This window comes from Pedobacter gandavensis, from assembly GCF_032678465.1.
GTDB lineage: Bacteria > Bacteroidota > Bacteroidia > Sphingobacteriales > Sphingobacteriaceae > Pedobacter > Pedobacter gandavensis_B.
This window is the reverse complement of record NZ_JAVTSK010000003.1, coordinates 33,229-57,609: the sequence shown is the minus strand read 5'-3', so window position 1 is coordinate 57,609 and position 24,381 is coordinate 33,229. Positions and strand designations below refer to the sequence as shown.

18 protein-coding genes are annotated in these 24,381 nt (G+C 38.4%); 9 read left to right on the top strand and 9 right to left on the bottom strand.

What is annotated here, in order from left to right; all coding sequences use genetic code 11:
* Window positions 1–10: 10 nt before the first annotated feature.
* Both R2Q94_RS06385 and R2Q94_RS06380 read right to left on the bottom strand, forming a co-directional pair.
* Complete coding sequence (locus R2Q94_RS06385) at window positions 11–478, bottom strand: response regulator (RefSeq protein WP_316820617.1); 468 nt, start codon at window positions 476–478, stop codon at window positions 11–13.
* A gap of 222 nt (window positions 479–700) precedes the next feature.
* Complete coding sequence (locus R2Q94_RS06380; protein WP_316820616.1) at window positions 701–1,168, bottom strand: response regulator; 468 nt, start codon at window positions 1,166–1,168, stop codon at window positions 701–703.
* 265 nt (window positions 1,169–1,433) lie between these two features.
* Here R2Q94_RS06380 and R2Q94_RS06375 point away from each other — a divergent pair, with 265 nt between their 5' ends.
* The 5 genes from R2Q94_RS06375 to R2Q94_RS06355 are packed head-to-tail and all read left to right on the top strand — an operon-like array spanning window position 1,434 to window position 8,107.
* Entirely contained in the window at window positions 1,434–3,770 is a 2,337-nt protein-coding gene (locus tag R2Q94_RS06375; RefSeq protein WP_316820615.1) for an Rv1355c family protein, read from the top strand.
* Window positions 3,771–4,460, top strand: a complete 690-nt coding sequence (locus R2Q94_RS06370) for a hypothetical protein (protein ID WP_316820614.1) — start codon at window positions 3,771–3,773, stop codon at window positions 4,458–4,460.
* Window positions 4,460–6,622, top strand: a complete 2,163-nt coding sequence (locus R2Q94_RS06365; RefSeq protein WP_316820613.1) for a 7TM diverse intracellular signaling domain-containing protein — start codon at window positions 4,460–4,462, stop codon at window positions 6,620–6,622. The genes R2Q94_RS06370 and R2Q94_RS06365 overlap by 1 nt, the downstream gene beginning before the upstream one ends.
* Before the next feature lie 11 nt (window positions 6,623–6,633).
* Window positions 6,634–7,713: a hybrid sensor histidine kinase/response regulator gene (locus tag R2Q94_RS06360; RefSeq protein ID WP_316820612.1), complete on the top strand. Its 1,080-nt coding sequence runs from the start codon at window positions 6,634–6,636 to the stop codon at window positions 7,711–7,713.
* Window positions 7,703–8,107, top strand: coding sequence for a response regulator (locus R2Q94_RS06355; protein WP_316820611.1), 405 nt, complete (start codon window positions 7,703–7,705; stop codon window positions 8,105–8,107). Before R2Q94_RS06360 ends, R2Q94_RS06355 begins: the two co-directional genes overlap by 11 nt.
* 53 nt (window positions 8,108–8,160) lie before the next feature.
* On the opposite strand, the gene fabV is transcribed toward R2Q94_RS06355, so the two are convergent.
* Window positions 8,161–9,351 carry an enoyl-ACP reductase FabV gene (gene fabV, locus R2Q94_RS06350; RefSeq protein ID WP_316820610.1) on the bottom strand — a complete coding sequence of 397 codons (1,191 nt, stop codon included), beginning with the start codon at window positions 9,349–9,351 and terminating at the stop codon, window positions 8,161–8,163.
* Window positions 9,352–9,613: 262 nt separating this feature from the next.
* Here fabV and R2Q94_RS06345 point away from each other — a divergent pair, with 262 nt between their 5' ends.
* Window positions 9,614–10,855, top strand: a complete 1,242-nt coding sequence (locus R2Q94_RS06345) for a hypothetical protein (RefSeq protein WP_316820609.1) — start codon at window positions 9,614–9,616, stop codon at window positions 10,853–10,855.
* A 79-nt stretch (window positions 10,856–10,934) separates the two neighbouring features.
* Here R2Q94_RS06345 and R2Q94_RS06340 read toward each other — a convergent pair whose 3' ends face one another.
* Both R2Q94_RS06340 and R2Q94_RS06335 read right to left on the bottom strand, forming a co-directional pair.
* A complete protein-coding gene (locus R2Q94_RS06340) occupies window positions 10,935–11,780 on the bottom strand; it encodes a DUF4249 domain-containing protein (RefSeq protein ID WP_316820608.1) in 846 nt (281 codons plus the stop codon).
* Window positions 11,777–14,119: a TonB-dependent receptor domain-containing protein gene (locus R2Q94_RS06335; RefSeq protein ID WP_316820607.1), complete on the bottom strand. Its 2,343-nt coding sequence runs from the start codon at window positions 14,117–14,119 to the stop codon at window positions 11,777–11,779. Before R2Q94_RS06335 ends, R2Q94_RS06340 begins: the two co-directional genes overlap by 4 nt.
* A 157-nt stretch (window positions 14,120–14,276) precedes the next feature.
* Between R2Q94_RS06335 and R2Q94_RS06330 the strand changes: the two genes are divergently transcribed.
* Window positions 14,277–16,175, top strand: coding sequence for a TonB-dependent receptor plug domain-containing protein (locus R2Q94_RS06330; RefSeq protein WP_316820606.1), 1,899 nt, complete (start codon window positions 14,277–14,279; stop codon window positions 16,173–16,175).
* Here R2Q94_RS06330 and R2Q94_RS06325 read toward each other — a convergent pair.
* Window positions 16,159–17,508 (bottom strand): MutS-related protein, encoded by a 1,350-nt coding sequence (locus tag R2Q94_RS06325; protein ID WP_316820605.1) that lies wholly within the window; start codon window positions 17,506–17,508, stop codon window positions 16,159–16,161. The two genes, R2Q94_RS06330 and R2Q94_RS06325, sit on opposite strands and share 17 nt — an antisense overlap.
* Window positions 17,509–17,633: 125 nt before the next feature.
* Between R2Q94_RS06325 and R2Q94_RS06320 the strand changes: the two genes are divergently transcribed.
* Window positions 17,634–18,605 carry a hypothetical protein gene (locus R2Q94_RS06320; protein WP_316820604.1) on the top strand — a complete coding sequence of 324 codons (972 nt, stop codon included), beginning with the start codon at window positions 17,634–17,636 and terminating at the stop codon, window positions 18,603–18,605.
* Between the two features lie 150 nt (window positions 18,606–18,755).
* Here the strand turns inward: R2Q94_RS06320 and R2Q94_RS06315 are convergent, their stop codons facing one another.
* Window positions 18,756–19,337, bottom strand: coding sequence for a tRNA-(ms[2]io[6]A)-hydroxylase (locus R2Q94_RS06315; protein WP_316821048.1), 582 nt, complete (start codon window positions 19,335–19,337; stop codon window positions 18,756–18,758).
* 89 nt (window positions 19,338–19,426) lie between these two features.
* Between R2Q94_RS06315 and R2Q94_RS06310 the strand changes: the two genes are divergently transcribed.
* Window positions 19,427–20,671 (top strand): glycosyltransferase, encoded by a 1,245-nt coding sequence (locus tag R2Q94_RS06310; protein ID WP_316820603.1) that lies wholly within the window; start codon window positions 19,427–19,429, stop codon window positions 20,669–20,671.
* Between the two features lie 15 nt (window positions 20,672–20,686).
* On the opposite strand, the gene R2Q94_RS06305 is transcribed toward R2Q94_RS06310, so the two are convergent.
* Complete coding sequence (locus R2Q94_RS06305) at window positions 20,687–22,582, bottom strand: ATP-binding protein (RefSeq protein WP_316820602.1); 1,896 nt, start codon at window positions 22,580–22,582, stop codon at window positions 20,687–20,689.
* 298 nt (window positions 22,583–22,880) lie between these two features.
* Window positions 22,881–24,320 (bottom strand): amino acid permease, encoded by a 1,440-nt coding sequence (locus R2Q94_RS06300; protein ID WP_316820601.1) that lies wholly within the window; start codon window positions 24,318–24,320, stop codon window positions 22,881–22,883.
* Between the last annotated feature and the right edge of the window lie 61 nt (window positions 24,321–24,381).

Sequence of the window (24,381 nt, the reverse complement as noted above, 5' to 3'; positions counted from 1 at the left end):
AAAATGGGGACTAAAAATCAGTCCCCATTCTCAATAAATTTTCCAGTTTCTCATTGGCCACCAATAAGCTGGCAGTCAAATCTCTATTGTCTTTTCTTAAAGTATAAAGCTCAAAAGCTTTTTCAATATTAATACGAAGATCATCCTCCATCCAGGGTTTCTGAATGTATCGATAGACCTGACCTTTATTAATCGCATCAATAACGGCATTGATATCCGCGTATCCTGTTAAAAGGATCCTGATCGGATCTGGAAAATCTGGAATAATAGACTCTAGAAATTCAATACCTGTGGTCACAGGCATTCTCTGATCCGTTACAATCACATGAATATCCTCGGCCTCTAATACCTTTCTCCCCTCAATTGCAGAGCTGGCAATAAAAACATTGAATTTACGTCGAAAACTAGCTTTAAAAGCGTTGAGATTATGTACTTCATCATCAACATAGAGAACGTTTACGGAAGTGTCAGAATTCATAGAATTTTTGCCTTTTTTTTGTTAAATATATTTCAATTATTACGAACAAAAAAACGATTTAAATATAAATACTATTTGCTATTTCACGCTTAAATAATTACACAAATAGGCACTAAAATATCTACAAAAAGCTATTTTATTAAAGAAATCAATAAATTAATTCCAGCCTGCTTTTTCAGGTCAATATCAAACCGATATTGACCTGAAGTTCTTGCCCAATCTTTAAGACAACAGGCTTTGACGGAATAGAAACTCCAATTGCTGATTCACGATCAATAGTTTTTCTGTTAGCTCCCGGTTCTCTTTCCTAAGCGAATAGATTTCAAAAGCTTTTTCAATATTGATCCGAAGATCTTCAGCCATCCAGGGTTTCTGAATGTATTTATAAACCTGCCCTTTATTGATGGCGTCAATTACGGCATTAATGTCTGCGTATCCTGTAAGCAAGATTCTGATAGGTTCAGGAAAATCAGGAATAATCGATTCCAGGAATTCAATTCCTGTCATGACAGGCATCCGCTGATCAGTGATGATCACATGGATGAGTTGCTTTTCCAGAATCTTTCTCCCCTCCTCTGCCGACTCTGCAGTAAACACATTAAACATTCGTCTAAATCCCGCTTTAAAAGAGTTTAAATTGTGAGATTCATCGTCTATGTACAGGACATTTATGGATGCGTTAGAATTCATCTTATGAATTTAATATAATTTTTTTAAATATATTGCTTTTATAAGGTTCAATGAACTAATTTGGTTGAAAATTTAAAATAATTAAATATTTCGATTCTGTTTTTTGAACTAATAATCTGAGGAATGATGCTCATTATTAGCGGCTAACGCGTTAATTAAAGTTAACACTATCGTTATAATAAAAATTATACTTTCATTATAACGATGAAAAGTATAATTTTAATAGATTTTTTGCAATGATTAAAGGGTATATTTCATAGAACAAATGCAATTAGATAAAGAATTACGTCAACTTAAAAAAGAACTAGCTTCGCAAACAAAAAAGTATAGTGAAATCTATACGCCAACATTCTTTAGAATTCTAAATCCGGAAGATCAATCTTCACTATTGAATTTGCTAAAAGAAAAACCACATATCCAGGTATTCGACAGCATTAATAACCAACTTACAGACCTCGTTAAAGGATTAAATCCAACTTTGGTACTGACTAAGTCTGAAATTGATGAACTTATAGTAAAACGTTTGAATGGAATTGAATCTGATGCATACGGTGTATGGGTCTATTATCCATGGTTAGAAAAATTAGTACATATCCTTGACAAGGAAGAATTTATTTTGGTTCGTACCAATAGGAATAAACATAAAATAACCCAGCAGGAACAAGACCAACTGATGGAAAAGAAAATTGGCGTCATCGGACTTTCTGTTGGTCAGTCAGTTTCCCTGACACTAGCTATTGAGCGTGGTTGCGGAGAATTACGAATTGCTGATTTTGACCACCTCGATCTCACCAATCTCAACCGCATCCGTAGTGGAGTTCAGAATGTAGACTTAAGAAAAACGGTGATTGTTGCCAGAGAAATTGCTGAGATAGATCCTTTCTTAAAAGTAACTTGTTTTCATGAAGGAATTACCGAAGAAAACATTGAAAGCTTCTTAACTGAAAATGGTAAATTAGATCTTTTGATCGATGAATGTGACGGAATTGACATCAAAATTCTATGCAGGGTAAAAGCCAAAGCTCATCAGATTCCGGTATTGATGGAAGCCAGCGATAGAGGTACTATAGATATTGAGCGATTTGACCTGGAGCCGAACCGTCCGATTCTGCATGGGTATATCGAACACCTCGATATTTCAAAAGTCAAACACCTTAAAACAAACGAAGAAAAAATCCCATATATACTGCCGATTGCCGGGGTAGAGACTTTATCCACCAGGATGAAAGCCTCTATGATTGAAATTCAACAAACCATTACTTCTTGGCCACAATTGGCCAGTGCGGTCACATATGGTGGGGGGATCACAGCAGATTTGTCCAGAAGAATTCTCTTACAGGAGCTCTCTGTGTCGGGTAGGTTCTTTGTCGACATCGAAGAGATTATTGCAGACCCAGTAGATCATTCCGCGAACGCTGAAATCCCTCAGCCAGAAAAAGGCATCACTTTCCCGGAAATGGATACCCTGACTGCTCAATTGAAACTTACCAAACCAGAAAATTCAATTCAGCTGAACGACGAGCAATTGGAATCGTTAATGCTGACGGCACAAAGAGGAAGCTCGGCAGGTAATAATCAACCATGGAAATGGCTGTATAAAGACGGTGCATTACTCCTTTTTCATGATAAAGAACGCTCATTTTCTTTTGCAAACCACAAGAATATCGTGGCATATGTAGGTTTTGGGTTGACCTTAGAAAGCATTCGCCTGAAAGCAGATTCACTAAACCTTCAGGTTCATGAACAACTTTTTCCAGATTCACAGGTTCCTGAGTTAATTGCAGTATTACAATTTAGTCAGGTAAGTAATGGTCATCAAAAGGATGGCTTGGCCGACTTTACCGGGCTTAGAAACACCAATAGAAATCAACCCAAAGAGATCAGATCTATCCCTGCTGAAGCATTGGCGGAGATCAAAGCAGAAACGGAACAGATTGATGGTGCTAAAATCTATTTCATAGAAGATAAAAATGACATCCTTCAGGTGGCAAATATTATGGGCGAAGCGGATAAGCTACGTTTATACACCCCAACCGGTCACCATGAGCTTTTCAATCTGGAACTGAGGTTCACAAAAGAGGATAGTGAAAGAACCGGAGATGGATTAGACCTGGAATCTTTCGGCCTGACAGCTGGTGAAGCCATTGGAATGCGCATCGCCAAAGATCCAAAAGTACTTGATTTATTAAAAAGCTGGAAAATGGGAACCGGACTGGAGCGATTGTCTAAAAAATCGGGTTTGGCCTCTTCGGCAATTGCGTTAGTGACCATGCCAGGCTATACTTCAGATGATTTTATCAGGGGAGGAAAAGCCGTTGAGCGCATGTGGTTAACCGCCAATCGCGCAGGAGTTTCAGTTCACCCTATGACTGCCAGTATTTTACATTTTAATATTTTAAAGTATGGTGATGGACTAAATCAGGACCTTTATCTTAAAGACAAGTTCTCCGAATTAAATGAAATCTTTTACAATAGCTTTTCGGCAGTGAATCAGCAGGAAGTCAGCGTTTTTCTATGTAGATTATTCTATGCTGAGGAAGCAGCAACGCCTTCGAAACGATTGCCAATAGATAAAATATTCATGTCTAATTTAACCCAATAAATGGTAAAGTTCACCGCATTTAAAGCAACAGATAACGAGGCTTTATGTCAAAAATTCATAGATGGACACCGGAAGGTATTGGAAATCTATGGCATCACCATGATCACTTCCGCGAAACATGCCTGGATGGAACATGAAAACACCTATGTCATTCTCGTAGAATCTCTTGAGGATGGAAGGGCATTAGGTGGTGCGCGCATTCAGATTGCTGATGAAGACCTGGCACTTCCTATTGAAGATGCCATTGGAAAACTGGATCCCAAAATATTTGATCAGCTTAAAGAAAGAAAACTTTTGAAAACAGGTGAGCTTTGTGGTCTTTGGAATTCCCGGGAAATTGCTGGTTTTGGGATCGGTAGTATTTTCCTGATCCGTGCATCTGTAGCATTAGCTTACACACTTGGACTCCATAGTTTATTTGCTTTATGTGCTCCTGCTACCGTTAGAGGAGGGAAAAGAACTGGTTTTGATGTCAATATTGCTGTCGGTAACAACGGACAATTCTATTATCCAAAACTTGATTTAATTGCCACTGCCGTGATTATCGACAACCTTAGAACCTTAGAAAAAGCAGAGCCTACCATTAGAGAACTTGTCTTCGATCTTATTGAAAATCCAGTACAAGTGCGTTCAGAGACCGGCCCTAAAGGAGATGTTGATATCATGTACGATTTAAAGTTTGACAGATAATGCTACACCAGAATACCTTGAAAAAGATTGCACCATTTTTTTGTTTTATTTTAATATTACTGCTCATCAGCGGACAGGCTAAAACGCAGGTGATCCAACTGAACAGCCCTACAAATATACAACTCAACATCAGCGATAAAATCGCTACTTATGAGGATTCCTCTGCACAACTTTCACTCGGAGAAGTCATCAAAAAAGGGGAATTTAGGCCTAATTATAATAAGATTGCCAATTTCGGACTTACGAAATCGAATATATGGATCAGGATTAAAATTGTTGATCATAAAATTGCCAGTGATGATTACCTGCAATTAAAAAGTCCGAATCTTGATAAAGTAGTGTTCTATTATCCGGAACGAGGACAGTTTAAAGCAGTTAAATCCGGAAATGAGGTAGCAATTGAACACCGCGAGATTGTTCATCAGGATCCAATTTTCAGACTAAACAGCCATACTGATACGACTACCTATTACCTGAAAGTTTCTGCTTCCAGTCCAATTACACTTCCACTTTTTATCGGATCCTATTCCACAATTATGCAGGGACTTTCTATGGAAAGTAATGTTTTCAGTCTTTACATGGGACTGATCGTTACTATGTTTTTATACAACATTTTCATCTATTTTACGGTGAGAGACAGGAGTTACCTGTTTTATGTGGTTTACATTTTTAGTGTTGGCTTTACCCAATTGTGTTTACAAGGCTATGCTTTCTCCCTGATCTGGGGAGATAATACCTATTTAAACAACCAGGGTCTGGTCTTTTCTATTGTTTTTGTAGGCATCACCTCCATTCTTTTTACCAAGGAATTCTTACATGTTAAAAATTATTACCCCAAACTGGATATTTATCTAAAAATACTGATCTTACTTTATTTGATTTGTTTAGGTATTAGCATCTCTGGCTTTCCGGTAGAGGCTCAGATGGCACTGCAATTACTGACTATTGTAGCATCTATTTCAGTTATTGTTACTGGTATCGCTATTTATAAAAAGAATTACCGACCAGCCTTTTATTTTACAATTTCCTGGTCTTGTTTCCTAATTGGAGTGATTATATTTATATTAAAAGATATTGGTATCTTTTCTTATAATTTCTTAACCAATAATGCCATCTTAATTGGTTCCGGTCTAGAAGCCGTATTGCTTTCTTTTGCATTGGCCGATAAGATCAATATCTTTAAGAAAGAGAAAGAAGAATCACAATCAGAGGCTTTGAGAATCTTAACTGAAAATGAAAAACTGGTACGTGAGCAAAACGTCCTATTGGAAATCAAGGTAAAAGAAAGAACGGAAGCCCTGGAGAATATCAACACCAGTTTAAACGATGCGCTATCTAACCTGAAAGAGACGCAATCTCAATTGGTAGATTCCGAAAAAATGGCTTCTTTAGGTCAGCTAACCGCAGGTATTGCTCATGAGATCAACAACCCGATCAATTTTGTGACCTCTAACATTAAGCCGCTCCAGATGGACATCGATGACCTGAATGAGCTCATCAATATGTACGAGAATATTGATCCTGCACAAGACCTCAGTTCGCAACTGAGCTCCATTGAATCTTTCAAAAGAAATATTGATCTGGATTTTGTCAGAGAAGAAATCAAATCTTTGCTTTCCGGAATTGGAGAAGGTGCACAACGCACAGCAGAAATCATCAGAAGCCTGAAAAATTTTAGCAGACTGGATGAAAATGATACCAAGCCGGTAGATTTGAACGAAGGTCTGAATTCTACCCTGGTTTTATTGAGAAGTACCTTCCCCGGCAATCTTCAGATTGTAAAAGAGTATGGAGAGCTTCCAAAAGTAGAATGTATGCCTGGAAAAATCAACCAGGTCTTTATGAACCTGATCAGCAATGCCATTCAGGCCATTAAAGGAAAAGCATCAACAAATGCTGAAGAAACACTCCACATCAGGACCTGGCAAGAAGGAGATGAAGTAAAAATCAGCATTAAAGATTCGGGATCAGGAATGTCGGAAGAAGTAAAGCAAAAGATATTCGAACCATTTTTCACGACTAAAGATGTTGGAGAAGGTACCGGTTTAGGTTTATCGATTGTATTCAGGATCATTGAAAATCACCGTGGTCATATAGATGTTGTGACAAAAGTAAATCAAGGTACAGAATTTATTATTACCTTACCCCTAATATCACGATAATAAACTTTATTATGAATGCCACAACTATACGTGTTCTATATATTGATGATGAAGAAAATAACTTGCATGCATTTAAAGCGAGCTTTAGAAGGCAGTATGAAATTTACACTGCCTTATCTGCTGACGAAGGGTTAAAAATTCTGGAAAACGTTGCAGTACAAGTGATTATTGCGGATCAAAAGATGCCAAATATTACAGGTGTAGAGTTTTTCAAAAGCATCAAAAATACCTTTCCGGATCCTACAAGAATATTACTGACGGGCTATACCGACATTGAAGCATTGGCTGATGCCATTAACCATGGTGACATTTACCGCTACATCACCAAACCATGGAATGACCTGGAGCTACACAATTCTATTAAAAATGCCTATGATGCCTATAAAGCAAAAATAGACCTCAGAAATAAAGTAGCGGAACTGGAAAAAACAAATGATGAATTAAACCGCTTTATCTATAGTATTTCTCATGAACTAAGAGCACCTTTAGTATCCACGATGGGAATTGTAAATCTGGTAAAAATGGAAGGTCTTTTTAATTCCAGTGGAGAATACTGGGGGCTGATTGAAACCTGTTCCAACCGGTTAGATTATTATATCCAGAAAACGCTCCAATACTATAAAAATAACAAGACAGTTTCGGAACATACGGAAATAGATTTCAAAAAACTGGTTGCCGACCTGATTGAGCTTTACGCTTATACAGATAAGGACATGCAATTTAATGTCAACATCATTCAGGATGAACCATTTTATGGAGATGCCTTCCGGATTGAAGTGATTTTAGGGAATCTGATTTCTAATGCGATCAAGTATCAAAAGGAAACGGAACTGAATAAAAATGTAAACATTGCCATAGAAGTGCAACCCACACAAGTTCACATCTCAATCAATGACAATGGAATGGGCATTCTAAATGAACATTTAGAAAAGATCTTCCTGCAGTTCTTTAAAAGTAAGATTAACCATGGAAGTGGCCTTGGCCTTTTCATAGTGAAAGAAGCATTAAATAAAATCAACGGAAAGATCACTGTAAGTTCCAATGCTATAGAAGGTACCACCTTTAAAATCACGATTCCAAATGTTAAATAAGCTCAGAAAGGTTATGTTAATTGATGACAATGAGGTTGATCTAAAAATCAATAGCAAAATCATCACCATCACTAAGTTATTTGAGGAAATTATCCTTTGCCAATCGGGTGAGGAAGCGCTAAATTACCTCAGTAGGAATAAGCATGAAGAAGCGCTTATTCCAGATTTTATTTTATTGGACATTCAGATGCCGGAAATGGATGGTTTTGAATTTCTGGAAATCTATAAAGAACTACCAAAATCAATTACTGATAAATGTATTATAGCAATTTTATCCTCTACACTTGATTTTGGAGACATCAAAAAAGCGGAAGCAAATCCACATGTTGTTCGGCTATTCCGGAAACCACTCTTTCCAAAAGAACTTGAAGAAGAATTGAGCAAACATTTATAAAAAGAAAAGCGCTTCCAATGGAAGCGCTTTTCTTTTTATAAGGTCAGCATGATCTAAACCAATCCTGGAATTTCTACCATTTCGTTTGCCTCAGCTTCGTAATCTACACCCGCTACGTCAAAACCAAATAAATTTAAGAAATCCTTTTTGTAACCAGCTAAATCACCAATTTCCGGAAGAGATTCTGTAGTTGCTTCCGTCCACAAGCTTGAAATTTGTGCCTGTACATCTTCACGCATCTCTAAATCGTCTACACGGATTCTGCCCTTTTCATCCGTTAATAAAGCTTCACCTGTATACAAACGCTCCTTAAACAAACGCTCAATTTGCTCAATACATCCTTCATGAATGCCTTCTGCTTTCATAATTTTGTACAATAAAGAGATGTACAATGGAATCACTGGAATGGCAGAGCTCGCCTGAGTTACTAAGGCTTTATTTACCGACACATAAGCTTTTCCGTTGATATCTTTCAATTTGTCCGCAATTTCGAACGCTGTAGCCTCTAAATGATCTTTAGCACGGCCGATTGTACCTTTACGGTAAACAGCTTCAGTTAAAGATGGGCCGATATAAGAATAAGCAACTGTAGTTGCGCCATCTGCAAGTAATCCTGCTGATTTCAATTCGTCGATCCACATTGCCCAATCTTCACCACCCATTACGGCAATTGTATTTTCGATATCATCACCAGTAGCTGGCTGAATAGAGATTTCAGAAACCACACCAGTATGGAAATCTACTGTTTTATTGGTATATACTTCACCAATTGGTTTCAAAACTGAATTGTGCACTACACCTGTTACAGGATGAACTCTTTTTGGAGAGGCTAAACTGTAAATCACTAAATCCACCTGACCTAAATCAGCTTTGATCAGTTCCAAAGTTTTTTCTTTGATCTCTTTTGAGAAAGCATCACCATTGATACTTTTCGCATACAAACCAGCCTCATGAGCTTGCTTTTCAAATGCTGCAGTATTATACCAACCTGGAGAAGCAGTTTTTCCTGGCGCTGGTGGTTTTTCAAAATATACACCAATAGTAGATGCATCAGATCCAAAAGCACTTGTAATTCTTGACGATAAACCAAAACCGGTTGAAGCGCCAATTACCAGGACTTTTTTAGGCCCATCAATTGGTCCTTTAGATTTCACATAATTGATCTGGTTTAACACGTTTTGTGCGCAACCATCAGGATGAGCAGTCAGGCAGATAAACCCACGAATTTTAGGTGCAATAATCATATTTATTCTCTTTATACTTTTTTTCTGTGAAATTCCGCAAAGCGGTTCTTATTCAAATTATTCAGCAAACATAATTAAAACAAAATAAGTATGCCAGTTCTGGGGAAAATTGGTTAGAAAAACAAAAGCACCAACAAAAAACATCCCTCCTTAAAAAAGATCAGGTCATTTCTTTTTAAACCCCTTAAGAATTGCGTTTATACACAGTTTTAGTGAAAGTAAGGAAATTTAATTATACATTCGTGCAAATTAACACTTAACGATGAAGAAAAACATTTTATTTTCCGCTTTATTATTTGGCGCCCTCCTTTCCTGTAAAAAGAAAAACTTTACAGAAGAGCCAATAAGCCCTATACTTCCTCCAACTGAATTGGGATATTCGAAACTTTCTGTAGAAGAAAACAAAAAAGCCCTAGAACAAAATGGTCTTGATTTCATCAAAAAAATTGAAGCCTTACCCAATGAAAAATTTATTACACTGATTAACCGTCTGGCAGATTTAGATTTCGAAATGATGTCAAGTACAACATTAGGCCGCGAACTACAAGCCATTGCGATATCTGCAAAAAACAAAGAGGCTGGAAATCTGCTAAATGCCGTAACCAGAGCCGAAGTAGAAGAGAGCATGGCACTCAGCGAATTTTATGGGATTTATAACTGGGATATTAAAACCGGGAAATGGCTTCATACGCCATCGACTGATCAACTTGAAATCCATTATCCAAGTACAGCAGCCAGCAACAGCAATGATGTTGTTTTAAGGGCAAACTATACCGCATCTAAAGTTAAAGCTCAGCTGGATGGTGATCATTTCGAATTACCAGCTACCACCAATGTTTCCCTAAGCATCGCTGGCAAAGAAGAACTGAAACTTACTGGTATTTATGAGTATAAAGAAGATGCTTCTCCAACTAACATCAATATCAAACTAAACATGGGTACTTTCGCATTCCTGGTTAGTGCAACAAGTGATGCCAAAGCACTGAACAGTAAAGTATGGATGTCAAAAGACAATATTGAATTGTTTACTGTGGCTACTACAGCAAATTTAAATGAAAGCCGTCCTGCAGTTAAGAATCTTGAAAATGTTGAGGAAATCATAAAAGATGCCAATACGACAATTGACATCATGAATTTACGACTGATTGGTCAGGCCAATATCAAAGTAATTCAGGATGCCTATAACAAAGAAAATACACTTTCTCAAAAAGAACAACGGGCCCTGCAAATTGAAACGTTAAATAAAAACTCAAAATTATATGCCTTATACAAAGATAAAAATGAAGTTTTTGCTAAGAATGAATTTGTAATGATGGAACGCCCTGGAGTAGAGTGGTTTTACGACACCGTAAATAACAACTGGAATACCAAGGCCATCACTTATTATGAATTAGAACCTCGTCTGGTATTCAATGACAATTCAAAAATGAGTTTAAAAGCTTTCTTTGGTAATGGTTTTACCAAATTTCTGGGTGATTTTGAAACCTTTACAAACAAATTCTAGTTCAAATAGCCCAGGCATAAAATAACGTTACAAAGCCGGTTTTCATCTGAAAATCGGCTTTGTAACGTTAAAACACTTTTTACTTTGCCAGCAATCTATAATAGCTGGAATGATACCCGCACCAGATCCCAACACCGGGTCCTTTAATATTGGTCTTCAATGCTTTTGCACTACTGATCAGGGGATTGGAACCATTCAAAATTTCATCCTGCAAACTGTTCCAAAAATCATATCCAGTAGCAGGAATCGCCGACAACTTTACAATTACATCGTCGCCTACCTGAAAATACGGATCTTGTTTGCTGCTCAGGTTATTGGCTACACCACGGTTGACTTGTAAAACAATGGTTTTTCCATTAAAAAATGAATCGTCCTGATTGGCCAGCATTGTAGGTGTATAGGTGCTTTCCTTTTCTAATTTCGTGGAGAGCCTGTAGTAGTTCTTTTCATTTACTGCATCCACAATCCGAACATTCAATTGTCGGGTATCCTTTGGCCTGGAGCTAAACCAAAGACTGTCCAGGCTTACCGGATTAGGAATCTCCGTTTCTGCTGTCAGGGTATTCCCGGCATACTCAACTTTCAAACTGTATTTATGCCCTGATTTACCTTTTAAACTTGTGCCTCTGTAGACGAAATAAGGAAAAAACTGCTGATCTACAGTTCCTGTAAGCACCTCTGTTTCTAGTCCATCGCTCACTGTTACTTTAGCATATCTAATGATAATTTCAGCGAGTTGGGCAGAATCTACAGCGGCAAAAAAAGGAAGATTGTGAGTCAGGGTTACATAAGGGAAATCATCCTTTTCTATCCAACCCTCCACTACGAATAGGGGTTTGTAAAGCCCAGGATTTTTTTCCTTTTTACAAGCACAAAACAGGCATAGCAGTACTGGAGCTACATAAAAATATCGAAAACTTATCATTTGAAAATTAGTTTATAGTTGATGGATGGCAGTATGGGCAACAAGGCAATAGACTTCTCCTGTACGGATACATGTCCCGTATTTAAACTCCCTCTAGCGATGTAATAATTAAATATCGGGTTATTACGGTTGTACACATTATAGACAGACAAAGACAAAATACTTTGGTATTTACCCTTAGTTGGAAATTGACGACTGGCAGAAAAATCCATTCGATGATAAGTGGGCATTCTGGCGCTATTATAAGCACCATATTCATTGATCACATTTCCTGAAATTAAATACCTACTGATGGGCTTCGTATAGGCATTACCCGTTGCCAGCGTAAACAATGTTGAGAAAGTCCAGTCTGGATTGGGTTTATAATTGGCTACCACGGTAAAGTCATGCGTCCTATCGTACTTAAAAGGAAAACTGTAGCCTTCGTTTATTCCTTCAAAAGTCCGATCAGATTTAGAAAGGGTATAACTGAGATGGCCGGTAACTTTTCCTTTCGTCTTTTTAAAATAAAACTCGGACCCAAAGCTCCTGCCGCTACCCAGGTATACAAAGTCTTCAATCTTCACGCTATTTGATAAATTCATCATCCCTCCGGAAAATTCCACTATATTTTTCATATCCCTGAAGTATAAATCAACATATCCCTCATAACCTGCATTCACCCATTCCTTAAATACCCCCAAACTATATTGATTGCCCTTTTCAGGAGGCATCTTTGATGTTGAAGGAATCCAGAAATCACTGGGAAAATTACTAGCCGAAATAGGAATCAGGTGAACCGTTTGTACATTCCTGGAGTAAGCAAATTTCAAAGCAGTACTGGTATTGAAATGATACTTTAGGGTTAATCCCGGTTCCAGAAAAAAAGCATCGCTTACCTTTTTATTTTTGGTATATCCGATCACACTACCATCAGAAAAAGTGGTACTATAAGGTCCATTGTGACGGTAATAACTTATCCTTATTCCTCCATATAAACTGAAGCGATCGTTAAATCGATAATCGTCGCTCAGGAATATCGCTGTTTCATTTGCATGATAAGTATTTGGTGTTCCATACTCAAATTCCGTATCCAGGTTTCTGGAAAATGGGGAGTTGGGTTGAAATTGATGCTGAATCCTACTGAGTCCGATTTTTAGCCGATGCTGATCAAAATAGGCCTTCAATGTACTGCTGTAATTAAAATCTGTGATTGCCGAATGAATACCAACCTGCAAGCCCTCCTGCTGCATTCTGAAATCAAAGCGATATCCACTATAACTGGCCAGAGTTTCCAGGCTCAAGCGGCTAGAGATCATACTATTCCATTTCATGGATGCTGCTGCATTTTGCCATTTCATCCCATTGGAGATCCCGAACTTGAGTATATCAAGTCCAAAATCATCCCCACCTAAATAAAAGGCGGCAAATAACCTGTCCTTCTTCGTCAATTCTACTGCAGTTGAAAAATTCAGGTCATAGAAATCATACTTTAATTGATTTCCATCCTCATCATCTGCCCTCAGTTTATTGACAATGGGAAAAACCGAATAATTCATAAAGGTTTTCCTCATGGTACTGGCCACAGACCATTTTTTTGTGAGGGGGATTTTAAGGTTGATTTTTGCAACAAAAACGCTCAGTTCTCCATCCAAAACCAATGAATCAGCAATCTGTTGTTCGCTTTGGATATCAATTACGGAGGATAAACGGCCGCCATACTCCGCGGGAATTCCTGATTTATAAAACTTAACTTCTCCTACCGCATCACTATTGAACACGGAGAAAAAGCCCAGTAAATGCGAGGGATTATAAATCACTGCATGGTTAAAAAGCACCAGATTTTGTCCGGGATTCCCGCCACGAACAAACAATCCGGCATTTCCTTCCCCACCATTCCCAGTCCCAGGCAGCGTTTGAATCGTTTTGATCACGTCATTTACCCCCAGAAATCCTGGTGTTTTTCCAAGATCACTTTGCCGGATGAGCTGATGATGATTCAGGCTACTTTGCAGCAGGCTAGTTTTATTACTGTTAATGATCACCTCCTTTAGCTGGGCCGTAATACCCGAGAGATAGAAAACTTTCTCTTGATCCTCCTGAAGATCCAGAGAAAGGTTAAGCTTCTGATAGCCCTCCCTGCTTATGCTTATCTCTCTTAATCCTTTGTCAATTTTTATTTTAAAATAGCCTTTCTCATCACTGATCAACGGTTGCGCTGTACCCTTAACATGAATAATCGCCTCAGAAATTGGTTTTTTACTGAGTTCTTCTTTTAAAAAACCGGAGAAAACTATTTTTTGGCCATCAGCAGAAAAACTAGACAATAACAAAAGGAGGAGGAGTAGCGATTTGGGCATAAATATTTAAAAGTGATAGCGCATTGTAAACTGTAAATAACGTCATTATAAAATATAATCGACTCCTTTAAAAGCAAAAAAATCTAGCAAGTGTAGAAAACTTATAGTGGTTCAAAGTAGCAAAACAACATATCTTTGGCCTTCAAAATAAACGATAATGCTTTTTAAAAATTCCGCATATTTTACAGTCTTAATGGGCTTTAGCCTGACCTTAAATGCACAAACCACCACTCCTACCCAAGCTATTGCTGATACCACAAGAAAATTAAATGAAGTAATGGTGCAGGAAAACCGAATTCAGCTGCCTTTTTCAAAACAAAATAGAAACATATGGATCATTGATGCGGAAAAGATCAAAAGCTTACCCGCGAGGTCAATTTCAGAACTACTCAGTTATGTATCTGGCGTAGATGTAAGACAGCGTGGTCCAGGGGGTAGCCAGGCAGATATCAGTATCGATGGAGGTACCTTTGATGAAACCCTTGTACTGATCAACGGGGTTAAAGTTTCCGATCCACAAACCGGTCACAATATGATGAACCTGCCCATTGTGATGGACGACATCGATCATATTGAAGTGCTCCGTGGCTCTGCTTCCCGGGTATATGGCATCAATGCCTTAACCGGAGCAATTAATATTGTCACACGAAAAGTGCAGAAAACCGGTGTTTCTGCAAATGTATTCGCAGGTAGTAGTTTCAAAAAGAAAGAAGGAGACCAGGGTATTTATGTGAACAACGGGCAATATGCCAGTGGTACACTTGCCTTAAAAGCATCCAGTCACCTGTTCTCTGTCGGACAGGAAAGCGGAAATGGATACCGTTATAATACCGCCTTCAACAATCAGAAGTTTTACTACCAGGGAAAGATCAACGTTGGTAAAGCAGATCAGCTCGACATCATGACCGGTTATATTCACAATAAATTCGGCGCGAACGGATTTTATGCCGCTCCTGGTGATAAGGAAGCCGAAGAAACCGTAAAAACAGCATTAGCTGCATTGGCCTATACCACAAAAATAACTGAAAACTGGACCATGGTACCTAGGATCAGCTTCAGAAATAACGTAGATGATTATATTTACACTAAAATAAACCCAGCACTTTCACATAACCACCATGTCAGCAATGTCCTGGATGCAGAGCTGAATAACACCATTCAAACTACTATTGGAACGTTTGGATTAGGTCTGGAAGCCAGAACAGAGTATATTAAAAGCACCAGTCTTGGAAAAAGAAACCGCAGCAATACTGGTTTCTTTGGAGAGTATAAGTTTGAACCGGTAAAAAACTTAGCAGTTAACATTGGTGCATATACCAATTACAACTCTGATTATGGATGGCAGGCTTTTCCAGGTTTGGATATTGGTTACCAAATCTATGATAACTGGAGGGTATATGGTAATATAGGTACAGGGCAGCGCTTACCTACTTACACAGACCTCTATTATACGGGTAAGGCTAATATTGGAAACGGCCAGTTGGTTCCTGAAAAATCTAAGTATGCGGAAGCTGGTATCAAATTTAACAATGCCCATTTCTCGGGAAATGTAAGCTATTTTACCCGCCGGATCGATCAGTTTATTGACTGGGTAAAAGCGGAAATTTCTGCTCCATGGCAACCTCAGAATTATAGTCAGGTGAATACAAATGGACTAACTGTAAGCGGAGATTATCGCTGGACTGCAGCATCAGATCACAGTATCATCAATGCATTCAGGCTGGGTGTCTCTTATACCTATCTGGATCCAGAAATTAAAACCACGATTCCTAATGTTAATTTTTCGCGATATGCCTTAAGAAGCTTAAAAAATCAATTGAGTGGAACTTTGACCACTTCATTCTGTAAGGTGATGGATCTGACGCTTGCGGCACGTTATCAGGACCGCATCAGTTATAAGGACTATACGGTGATCGATGCAAAACTGGCTTATAAACAGGCTCATTACAGTATTTATGTGGATGCTGCCAACTTGTTTAATGCTCAATTTATCGAAGCTGAAGCCATTCCTATGCCGGGCAACTGGTATACTTTAGGTTTTAAGCTGAATTACTAATTTTCTGCCGGGGAACCGAACGAATGATATCTACAATCCCTTCTTTTTGAAGGATGTACATCCCTAAACGTTCCTCAGACACACCTTCTTTCAGCCGGTATGTGAATACCGGCTGATCTCCTTCAAAAAAAGTATCCAGATGCTTAAAGGCAATGGTATCGAGTTTCTTTAATTCTAGAGCCAGTTCAACAAGATGCGTAGAAATAAAAAAAACGGAATTGCGAATCGCCGACAACTCCGAGATAATAAGTAATGATGCATCATAGGCATCTTTAACATTTGTACCTCTAAAAAGCTCATCAAATACGATAAACATCCGGTTATTCTCCATCAATGTAATAGCCGCCTCTTTTACCCGTTTTACCTCAGTGTAATAATGGCTAAGTCCCTCAGCGATTTGATCAGATAAATTTATTGTGGTCAATAGTCCGTTAAAAACACTGGTTTTCATTACAGTGGCAGGCACAGGAAATCCCAGATGGGACAGATAAATTGCCAAGGCCATCGATTTCAACAGAGAGGATTTACCTGCCATATTTGATCCCGTAAGAAAAATCATATTCTCCTGTTGATTCAAAAAAATATCATTTTTAACAGCTTGCTCAATAGAGGGATGAAAGAAACCGATCAATTCCACTTCAAGATCCTCATTTTCTGAATATTCCGGCAAGCAAAATTTCATCTTTTTTGCGCTTGCTGCAATGGTTTCAAAAGCGTCCAGTTCGTAAACCAATTGAATCAAAATAAGCAGATCCGCATTTTCCTTTCCCCGAAAACTATGGTCTGACCTGCTCACCTGATAAAACTTCATGTTTTTCTCCTTATAGTCAAGAGCAGTTTTTATGCTATCCAGGCTAAGAATCCTTTCCAATTCTTCCAGTTTTTTTCTCAGGTATTCCGGAGGTTTATTCGCTTGCTGTTCGGCTAAAAAGCGCGAAAGATATTTCAAAAGTGCAATCAAAAACTCTAGTCCCTTTGTCACAATGTAATAATCATTGCTCGTTTTCTTCCCTATAAAATCTACCCAGGAGTCCAACATATTGTTCCTGGAAAAAACCTTTTTAAATTTCAGGTAATAGCTGATCAGGTCTAATTGTTCACTTTTGATCTGTAGATGCAATTCCTGATCACAAAAATACTGAATAGCGGATTTACGTCCTTTCAACAATTGGATATCACTAGATGGATGTTCCATCATTTCCTGAATTTTCTCCTTCCCTCCTATTGTTTTTGTTGACTTAAACAAACTAAAAATAGTTTCAGCCCCCCCTGCATCCGAAAATATATTGAGGTCCTTATAAGTTTGGGCATCCATTTTAAAATTAGTCATCATGTCCTCCAGTTTTTTTGATTCGAATCTTTTTCAATATAGTTAATGTTTGATTTTTAATTAAATCTAAAGGAGAGCTACAGAAGAATAAATAGATAGCTTATATTCGTTATTCGAATCTTAAACCTATGGAAGGAAAGTCTATCTGGGCTGCAGCATCTTGGCCAGTAAAAATATTTGTTTTTAGCATCCTCATGATTGGCCTGGGCTACTGGACATTCAAAAGTGGCAGAATTGACGCAGAAACGAGTAATCCCGGTAGGATAAATGGTAAAACTCAGAAAGAAAAACTCTTTAATTTACTTGATTTCAACCATATACCAGCTAAACCAATAAATGGCGTATACAAAGGTGTAGTAGAAGTTGGCGCATCTGGGTTCAATGCTTTCATTATCAATGTAGATAAAGAAAAACGCTGGGAAATTATATCAAAAGATTTTGGCAAATCCTTCGTTTATGAAGGTATGGCCAGCACAGCGGACATCAAAATGGGTTTGAAAGATTACATAAGTGGAATGTTAGATAAAGGTCTGAAATCAAAGAACATTCATTTTGTGATCAGTTCAGGAGCCCAAAGTGAGCCAAAAACAGCCTTGATCTCTACTGAACTAAAGAAATTGGGCTTTGTAGTAAATCTGGTTACCGCAGAACAGGAAGGAAAATTAGCCTTAAAATGTGTGTTACCGGATGTTTATGCCGACAGTTCATTTGTGGTAGATATAGGCTCAGGGAACACAAAAATCTGCTGGATCGATCATGATATCCAGTTCAAGGAAGGCCCGGGAGCAAAATATTACGAGAAGGGAATGCAGGATGCAGAGGTTTACAGGACAGTAAACCTTGATGCTGAAAAAATACCTGATACAAGGCGGAAAATATGCTTTATTATTGGTGGGGTACCTTTCGAATTGGCCAACCAAGGTCGAAAAGCACAGGAAAGATATACCGTTTTAAAAGATCCTTCAAAATATAAAACAGATAAAATCAAAATCCGAAGCGGAGTAAATATCTATAAAGCCATAAAAGACGCTACCGACTGTCCTACTTTTGTATTCGATTGGGATGCTAATTTCACCATTGGATTTTTGTTATCTCTTTAATCCATAGTCTCCCTTATTTATACTCCTGGAATACCCGCCAGAAAAATCCTTTAGAAAATTCCAGGAAAATCTATATAAATTCCTGGAATAGGGCTTAACAAGACTTCTTATCAAGGCTTCAATTTGTATGCTAATGGCTATCCTTAAATCCTAACCGTGTATGGCTTCTTTGTTACCGTAACTCTGGATCAGCTCACCTTCAAATTCCAGCCATTCTTTCCATCTTGCATCCACATCTACATCGATGGTATATTTACGCGCAAAATTCAAAAATGTGGTATAGTGACCTGCTTCGGATACCATTAAATCGTGATAAAATTTTGCCAATTCCTGATCTTTAATGTTTTGAGACAATACGCGGAATCGTTCACAACTTCTGGCTTCAATCATTGCTGCAAATAAAAGGCGGTCAATAAAAGCATTATTTCTACTGCCATCTCTGCGGCTAAATTTCACTAATTGCCCAACATAATCATCTTTACGCTCTCTGCCCAGGGTATATCCACGTTTGTTGATGATATCAATCACCATCTGGAAATGCTGCATTTCTTCTATCGCAATGGCGGTGAGTTCTTCTACCAAATCCATGTGCTCCGAATTATTTGTAATTAAAGTAATTGCATTTGTTGCGGCCTTTTGTTCGCACCAGGCATGATCCGTTAATATCTCTTCTAAATTCGATTCTGCAATATTCGCCCAACGGGGGTCTGTTAATAATTTTAATCCAAGCATGAGGGTATAAATAAAATTCTCCGCCTCAAAATTAGGAATAATCATAGGCTTTGCATTAAAAACATCTATTTTGCGACAATTTTAAAACAATGAGGGAAAAGAAAATACTGATCATCGGTTTGGTCTGGCCAGAGCCAGGCTCTTCTGCAGCGGGAACAAGAATACTACAACTGATAGATTTCTTTATTTCTAAAGGCTCAATAGTGATTTTTGCTTGTGCAGCTGCTAAAACTGAATTCAGTTTTAAACTTCAGACTAAGGGAGTAAATGAGCAGGAAATCGAATTAAATGACGATGGATTTAATATTTTTCTAAAAGAATGTGCTCCAGATCTGGTGCTCTTCGACCGCTTTGTGATGGAAGAACAATATGGATGGAGAGTGCAACAGGAATGTCCTGAGGCCTTAAGAATTCTGGATACAGAAGACCTGCATTGTTTACGACATGCGCGACAATTGGCAGTAAAAACAGGTCGTGCCTTTCAAACCAGTGATTTATTTACAGATATGGCAAAAAGGGAAATTGCAGCAATCCTTAGGTGCGACCTTACTTTAATCATTTCTGAGGTGGAAATGGAAATCTTGAAAACAACTTTTCATATCGATCCTTCATTAATATACTATTTACCCTTTTTAGAAGAAGTCCCTGAAGAAACTGTATTAAAAAACTGGAGAACTTTTGAAGAAAGAACAGGCTTTGTTTTCATTGGTAATTATTTACATGAACCCAACTGGCATACCTTACAAGTGTTAAAAACAAAAGTATGGCCTCTGCTCAGGAAAAAACTTCCTGGGGCCCAGATCCATATTTATGGTGCTTACAGTAGCCAGAAGGTGATGCAGCTTCATAACGAAAAAGAAGGATTTCTGGTGCATGGGAGAGCGGAAGACGCCAGGGCTGCCATTAACAAACATCGCATATTATTAGCACCAATTCAGTTTGGCGCTGGTCTTAAAGGGAAGTTCATTGATGCCATGTTGAGCGGGACTCCCAGTGTCACCACAGGTATTGGTGCTGAGGCCATGGCTGGAGATCTCGATTGGAACGGCGCTATTGCAGATGATCCTGAACTTTTTATTACTGAAGCCATGCATTTGTATCAAATGAAAGATCAATGGCTTCAGGCACAGCAAAACGGATTAATTATACTCCAAACCAGATATAATGCCACCTCATTTTTGAGTGCTTTTGGAAAAACGCTGAAAAATCTAAGCCAGAGTCTGACAAACCATCGTCAGCAAAACTTCTTTGGACAAATCCTGCAATATCACAATGCCAACAGTACTAAATACATGTCTTTATGGATCACTGAGAAAAAACGTCAGCGTCAATAGATCATAACCATAATTTTATCTGATCGGAAGTTCAAAAAACATCGTGGTTCCATGTCCGTATTCACTTTCTGCCCAAATCTCTCCATTGTGACTTTTTACAATTTCGGCACAGAGGTAAAGTCCGATGCCAAAACCTGAGATGTTCTTTGTTTCGGCACTTTCAAACCGTTGAAATCTGGCAAATAAATAGGGCAGGTCGCTTTCCCTGATGCCCATCCCCCGGTCTGCCACAGATACCTGGGCTCTGCTTTCTTTTCTACAACAATTCAAGCTGATATCTCGGTTATGAATGGAGTATTTAGCTGCATTACTTAGTAAATTGGTCAACACCTGACCAATTTTATTACGGTCACCTGTAATCCATAATTCCTCAGCTTGTTGGAAAGTAATGACATGAGGATCTACGATTGCCTTTACCTCTTCAATCACTTCAAGGATTAAAGCATTGAACTCAAACGATGATTTTTCAATCACAATACCACCTGCTTCCAGTCTGGAAATGTTCAGGAAACTGTTGATCATACTCACCATCTTGTTAACCTGAGTATCGGCCTTTTCTAAAGTTTCGAAATTTATGGTATCCTCTCCTTTTCTTTCTATTCTCTTCATCAACTGAACATAAGCTTTAAGGGAAGTGAGCGGGGTTTTTAACTCATGACTCACCATGGCAATGAAATCATTTTTGAGTTGTTCTTCTCTTTTTTGTCTGGTATTATCTAAAACAGTTCCTATGAATCTACCAGGCATTCCCTGTTCATTGAAAAACAATTTCCCCTTTGCCCTTACCCATCTCAATTGCTTATTTAAATTACTCAGGGTACGGAATTCAACATCATAATCCCCATTGAGCAAGGGTCTTTTGAAGGCATTTCTCATGAGTTTAACCAATCTGTTTTTATCATCTTCATGAACTGCATCCATAAATTCCCGTGCCTGATCATACACATCGCCATCAGCTATTCCAAAGATTTCCTTACAACGCAGGTCACATTTTAGTATACCATTTTCTACATCCATGTCAAAAACCCCCAGATCAGCAGCCTCAATAGCGAGCCTGCTTCTTTGTTGCTCTTGCAGTAATTCTGCCTTACTATTGACTTGTTCCGTAACTTCTGCAGCCATGATGATCACCCCATTCACCCGTTCTGAACTATCCCTAAGGGGATGATAAACCATATTAAAATAAGCTTCCTGAAATGAACCCTCCCGGGCAATCAGCATTTTTATATCTTCTTTATAATGGGAACGTCCTGTACAATAGGTCTGACTGATTAAACTTAGAATTTCCAGTTTAATGGCATTAGGCAGTACATCAGACATCCTTTTACCAATAATCTCCTGTGATTTCCCCCATATTTCCAGCATCATTGCATTGGCCAGTTCTACTTTCAACTCCCTTCCCTTCAGCATAGCAATGGCTACTGGTGCATGGGCAAAAAACTCCCTAAGGTGTTTATTGGTCCAGTCTTCTACTTCTAATTCAATCCTTTCTTTTTTGACAAAATCATAGGTTGAAGTCACATCAACATTGGTATGTACGATATAAGCTACATTATCCTGGTCGTCGAGCACCGGGTAATTCGTCACCATCCAATATTTCACTTCATACTGATCCGTACCCCTAATTGGGATATCATACTTCAAAATACTCAGTACATGTTGTTTTTTGGTTTCCAGAACAGTCAGTAGACTATTATAGAAAACCTCGGTATTTTTTGAAGTTTTGTCGTTGGGATTCTGTGGAAATGCGGTCAGAATAGGACGGCCTACCAAATCTTTGAGCGTAGTGGAAGTCACCTTCAAATAAGCATCATTAGCTTCTATGATGGTAAAGTATGGTGGATCCGGCTTCAATACTAAAATTGGAGGTCCCGCTTTATAAAAAGCATCGAAGGTAATATTCGGTTTCAAAGGAGATGGAGGTAAGGATAAATGTCCTCAAAAGTATAAAAACCTATTGTGCTAACTGAGCAAGGCTTGTTTCAGATTAGAATGTGCAACCATAAAAAGGGCTGATACTAGCGTTCTAGCACCCTTTTAAGCAATTCGGGGCGTCCAGGTTTAACTGATATTCATGAGCTAAAACAGGTGGAGAACCTAGCCTAAAAACAGCGTATCCCAGGGAACATTCAGCGCTGGAAATTTTTGGGGCGCAGCAAAGATGGGTAGCTCCTATCATTACCAATGCTAAATGTACAGAAATCATCCGCTATAGTCCTTTTGCTTTCTTTCTTTTATTGACCAATAGATAGCAGATGTACAACAACAATATCCATGCAGGTATCAGTTCTACAGAGAGTTTCATGCCAGTAATCCACATGATCACCAAAATACCAAGCAGGAAGATCAGACAGATATAGTTAGATAATGGATAGATAAAGGAAGGAAACTTCGTTTTTACCTGTGCCGCATCTTTGGACTTTCTGAATTTCAAATGTGTAATACTGATCATCAGCCAATTGATAATCAAAGAAGAAACCACGAGTGACATCAGTATTTCCAATGCTTTTTCAGGAATCAGTTTATTGATCACAATGCATATAGCCGCAAAAAGACCAGATACCAGAATTGCTTTGATCGGCACATGATTTTTGTTGAGTTTTGATAAAAAAGCAGGTGCATTTCCTTGTTCAGCAAGGCCGAAAAGCATGCGACTGTTACTATAAACACAACTATTGTACACTGAAAGTGCAGCAGTAAGCACAATAAGATTCAAGACATTGGCAATAATGCTGGTAAAATAAATGGTTTTTCCAAAGGCCTGGATTTCAAAACCTTTCAGACTTTCAAAAACCATTACAAAAGGACTACTGTCTGTGGTAATATTTTTCCATGGTGATAAAGAAAACAAAATAATTAAAGCCCCTACATAGAAAATCAAGATGCGATAGATGACCTGATTGGTTGCTTTGGGGATTGTTTTTTCTGGATTTTCTGCCTCAGCAGCGGTAATTCCAATAAGTTCTAATCCACCAAAAGAAAACATGATCAGCGCTATTGCAGCAAATAAACCTTGAAAGCCCCCTTTACCATCCGCAGTAAACCATCCTTTTGCAAAGAAACCACCGTCATTCCATAAGTTTTGTACACTAGCCTGTTCTCCACCGGTGCCACTTAATAGTAAATAGGCGCCAAAAGCGATCATGGCAATAATGGCAACTACTTTAATAATTGAAAACCAAAATTCTACTTCCCCATAAACTTTCACAGAAGTAAGATTCAAGGCATTAATCACGAGAAAAAAGAAGAGACTGGAGCCCCATAAAGGGATTTCTGGCCACCAGAAATGCACATAAATACCAATAGCTGTTAATTCAGACATACTGACCAGGATGTACAGTGCCCAATAATTCCATCCGGAAGCAAAGCCGGCAAAAGAGCCCCAATACTTAAAAGCGAAATGGCTGAAACTTCCCGATACAGGTTCTTCCACAACCATTTCACCAAGCTGACGCATGATAAAGAAGGCAATAATCCCAGCAAGGGCATAACCTAAAATTACGGAAGGACCTGCTAAAACCGCAGCTGAACCTATACCTAAAAATAAACCGGTTCCTATTGCACCGCCAAGGGCGATGAGTTGGATATGTCTGTTTTGTAACCCCCGTTGAAGCTTTTGCGCTTCAGGTTTTTCTTCTACTTGCTTCAATCTTTATGGTATTGCGCTAATGATAAATGAATATAAGTTGCACAAAAGTGTGAACTTATAT

What these genes read in the sequence shown, in the direction of transcription:
- R2Q94_RS06330 (WP_316820606.1), top strand. Translation starts at nt 14,277, where the DNA reads ATGCTTTTTAAAAATTCCGCATATTTTACAGTCTTAATGGGCTTTAGC.
- R2Q94_RS06380 (WP_316820616.1), bottom strand. Translation starts at nt 1,168, where the DNA reads ATGAATTCTAACGCATCCATAAATGTCCTGTACATAGACGATGAATCT.
- R2Q94_RS06345 (WP_316820609.1), top strand. Translation starts at nt 9,614, where the DNA reads ATGAAGAAAAACATTTTATTTTCCGCTTTATTATTTGGCGCCCTCCTT.
- R2Q94_RS06360 (WP_316820612.1), top strand. Translation starts at nt 6,634, where the DNA reads ATGAATGCCACAACTATACGTGTTCTATATATTGATGATGAAGAAAAT.
- R2Q94_RS06310 (WP_316820603.1), top strand. Translation starts at nt 19,427, where the DNA reads ATGAGGGAAAAGAAAATACTGATCATCGGTTTGGTCTGGCCAGAGCCA.
- R2Q94_RS06340 (WP_316820608.1), bottom strand. Translation starts at nt 11,780, where the DNA reads ATGATAAGTTTTCGATATTTTTATGTAGCTCCAGTACTGCTATGCCTG.
- R2Q94_RS06370 (WP_316820614.1), top strand. Translation starts at nt 3,771, where the DNA reads ATGGTAAAGTTCACCGCATTTAAAGCAACAGATAACGAGGCTTTATGT.
- R2Q94_RS06335 (WP_316820607.1), bottom strand. Translation starts at nt 14,119, where the DNA reads ATGCCCAAATCGCTACTCCTCCTCCTTTTGTTATTGTCTAGTTTTTCT.
- R2Q94_RS06325 (WP_316820605.1), bottom strand. Translation starts at nt 17,508, where the DNA reads ATGATGACTAATTTTAAAATGGATGCCCAAACTTATAAGGACCTCAAT.
- fabV (WP_316820610.1), bottom strand. Translation starts at nt 9,351, where the DNA reads ATGATTATTGCACCTAAAATTCGTGGGTTTATCTGCCTGACTGCTCAT.
- R2Q94_RS06385 (WP_316820617.1), bottom strand. Translation starts at nt 478, where the DNA reads ATGAATTCTGACACTTCCGTAAACGTTCTCTATGTTGATGATGAAGTA.
- R2Q94_RS06365 (WP_316820613.1), top strand. Translation starts at nt 4,460, where the DNA reads ATGCTACACCAGAATACCTTGAAAAAGATTGCACCATTTTTTTGTTTT.
- R2Q94_RS06375 (WP_316820615.1), top strand. Translation starts at nt 1,434, where the DNA reads ATGCAATTAGATAAAGAATTACGTCAACTTAAAAAAGAACTAGCTTCG.
- R2Q94_RS06315 (WP_316821048.1), bottom strand. Translation starts at nt 19,337, where the DNA reads ATGCTTGGATTAAAATTATTAACAGACCCCCGTTGGGCGAATATTGCA.
- R2Q94_RS06355 (WP_316820611.1), top strand. Translation starts at nt 7,703, where the DNA reads ATGTTAAATAAGCTCAGAAAGGTTATGTTAATTGATGACAATGAGGTT.
- R2Q94_RS06320 (WP_316820604.1), top strand. Translation starts at nt 17,634, where the DNA reads ATGGAAGGAAAGTCTATCTGGGCTGCAGCATCTTGGCCAGTAAAAATA.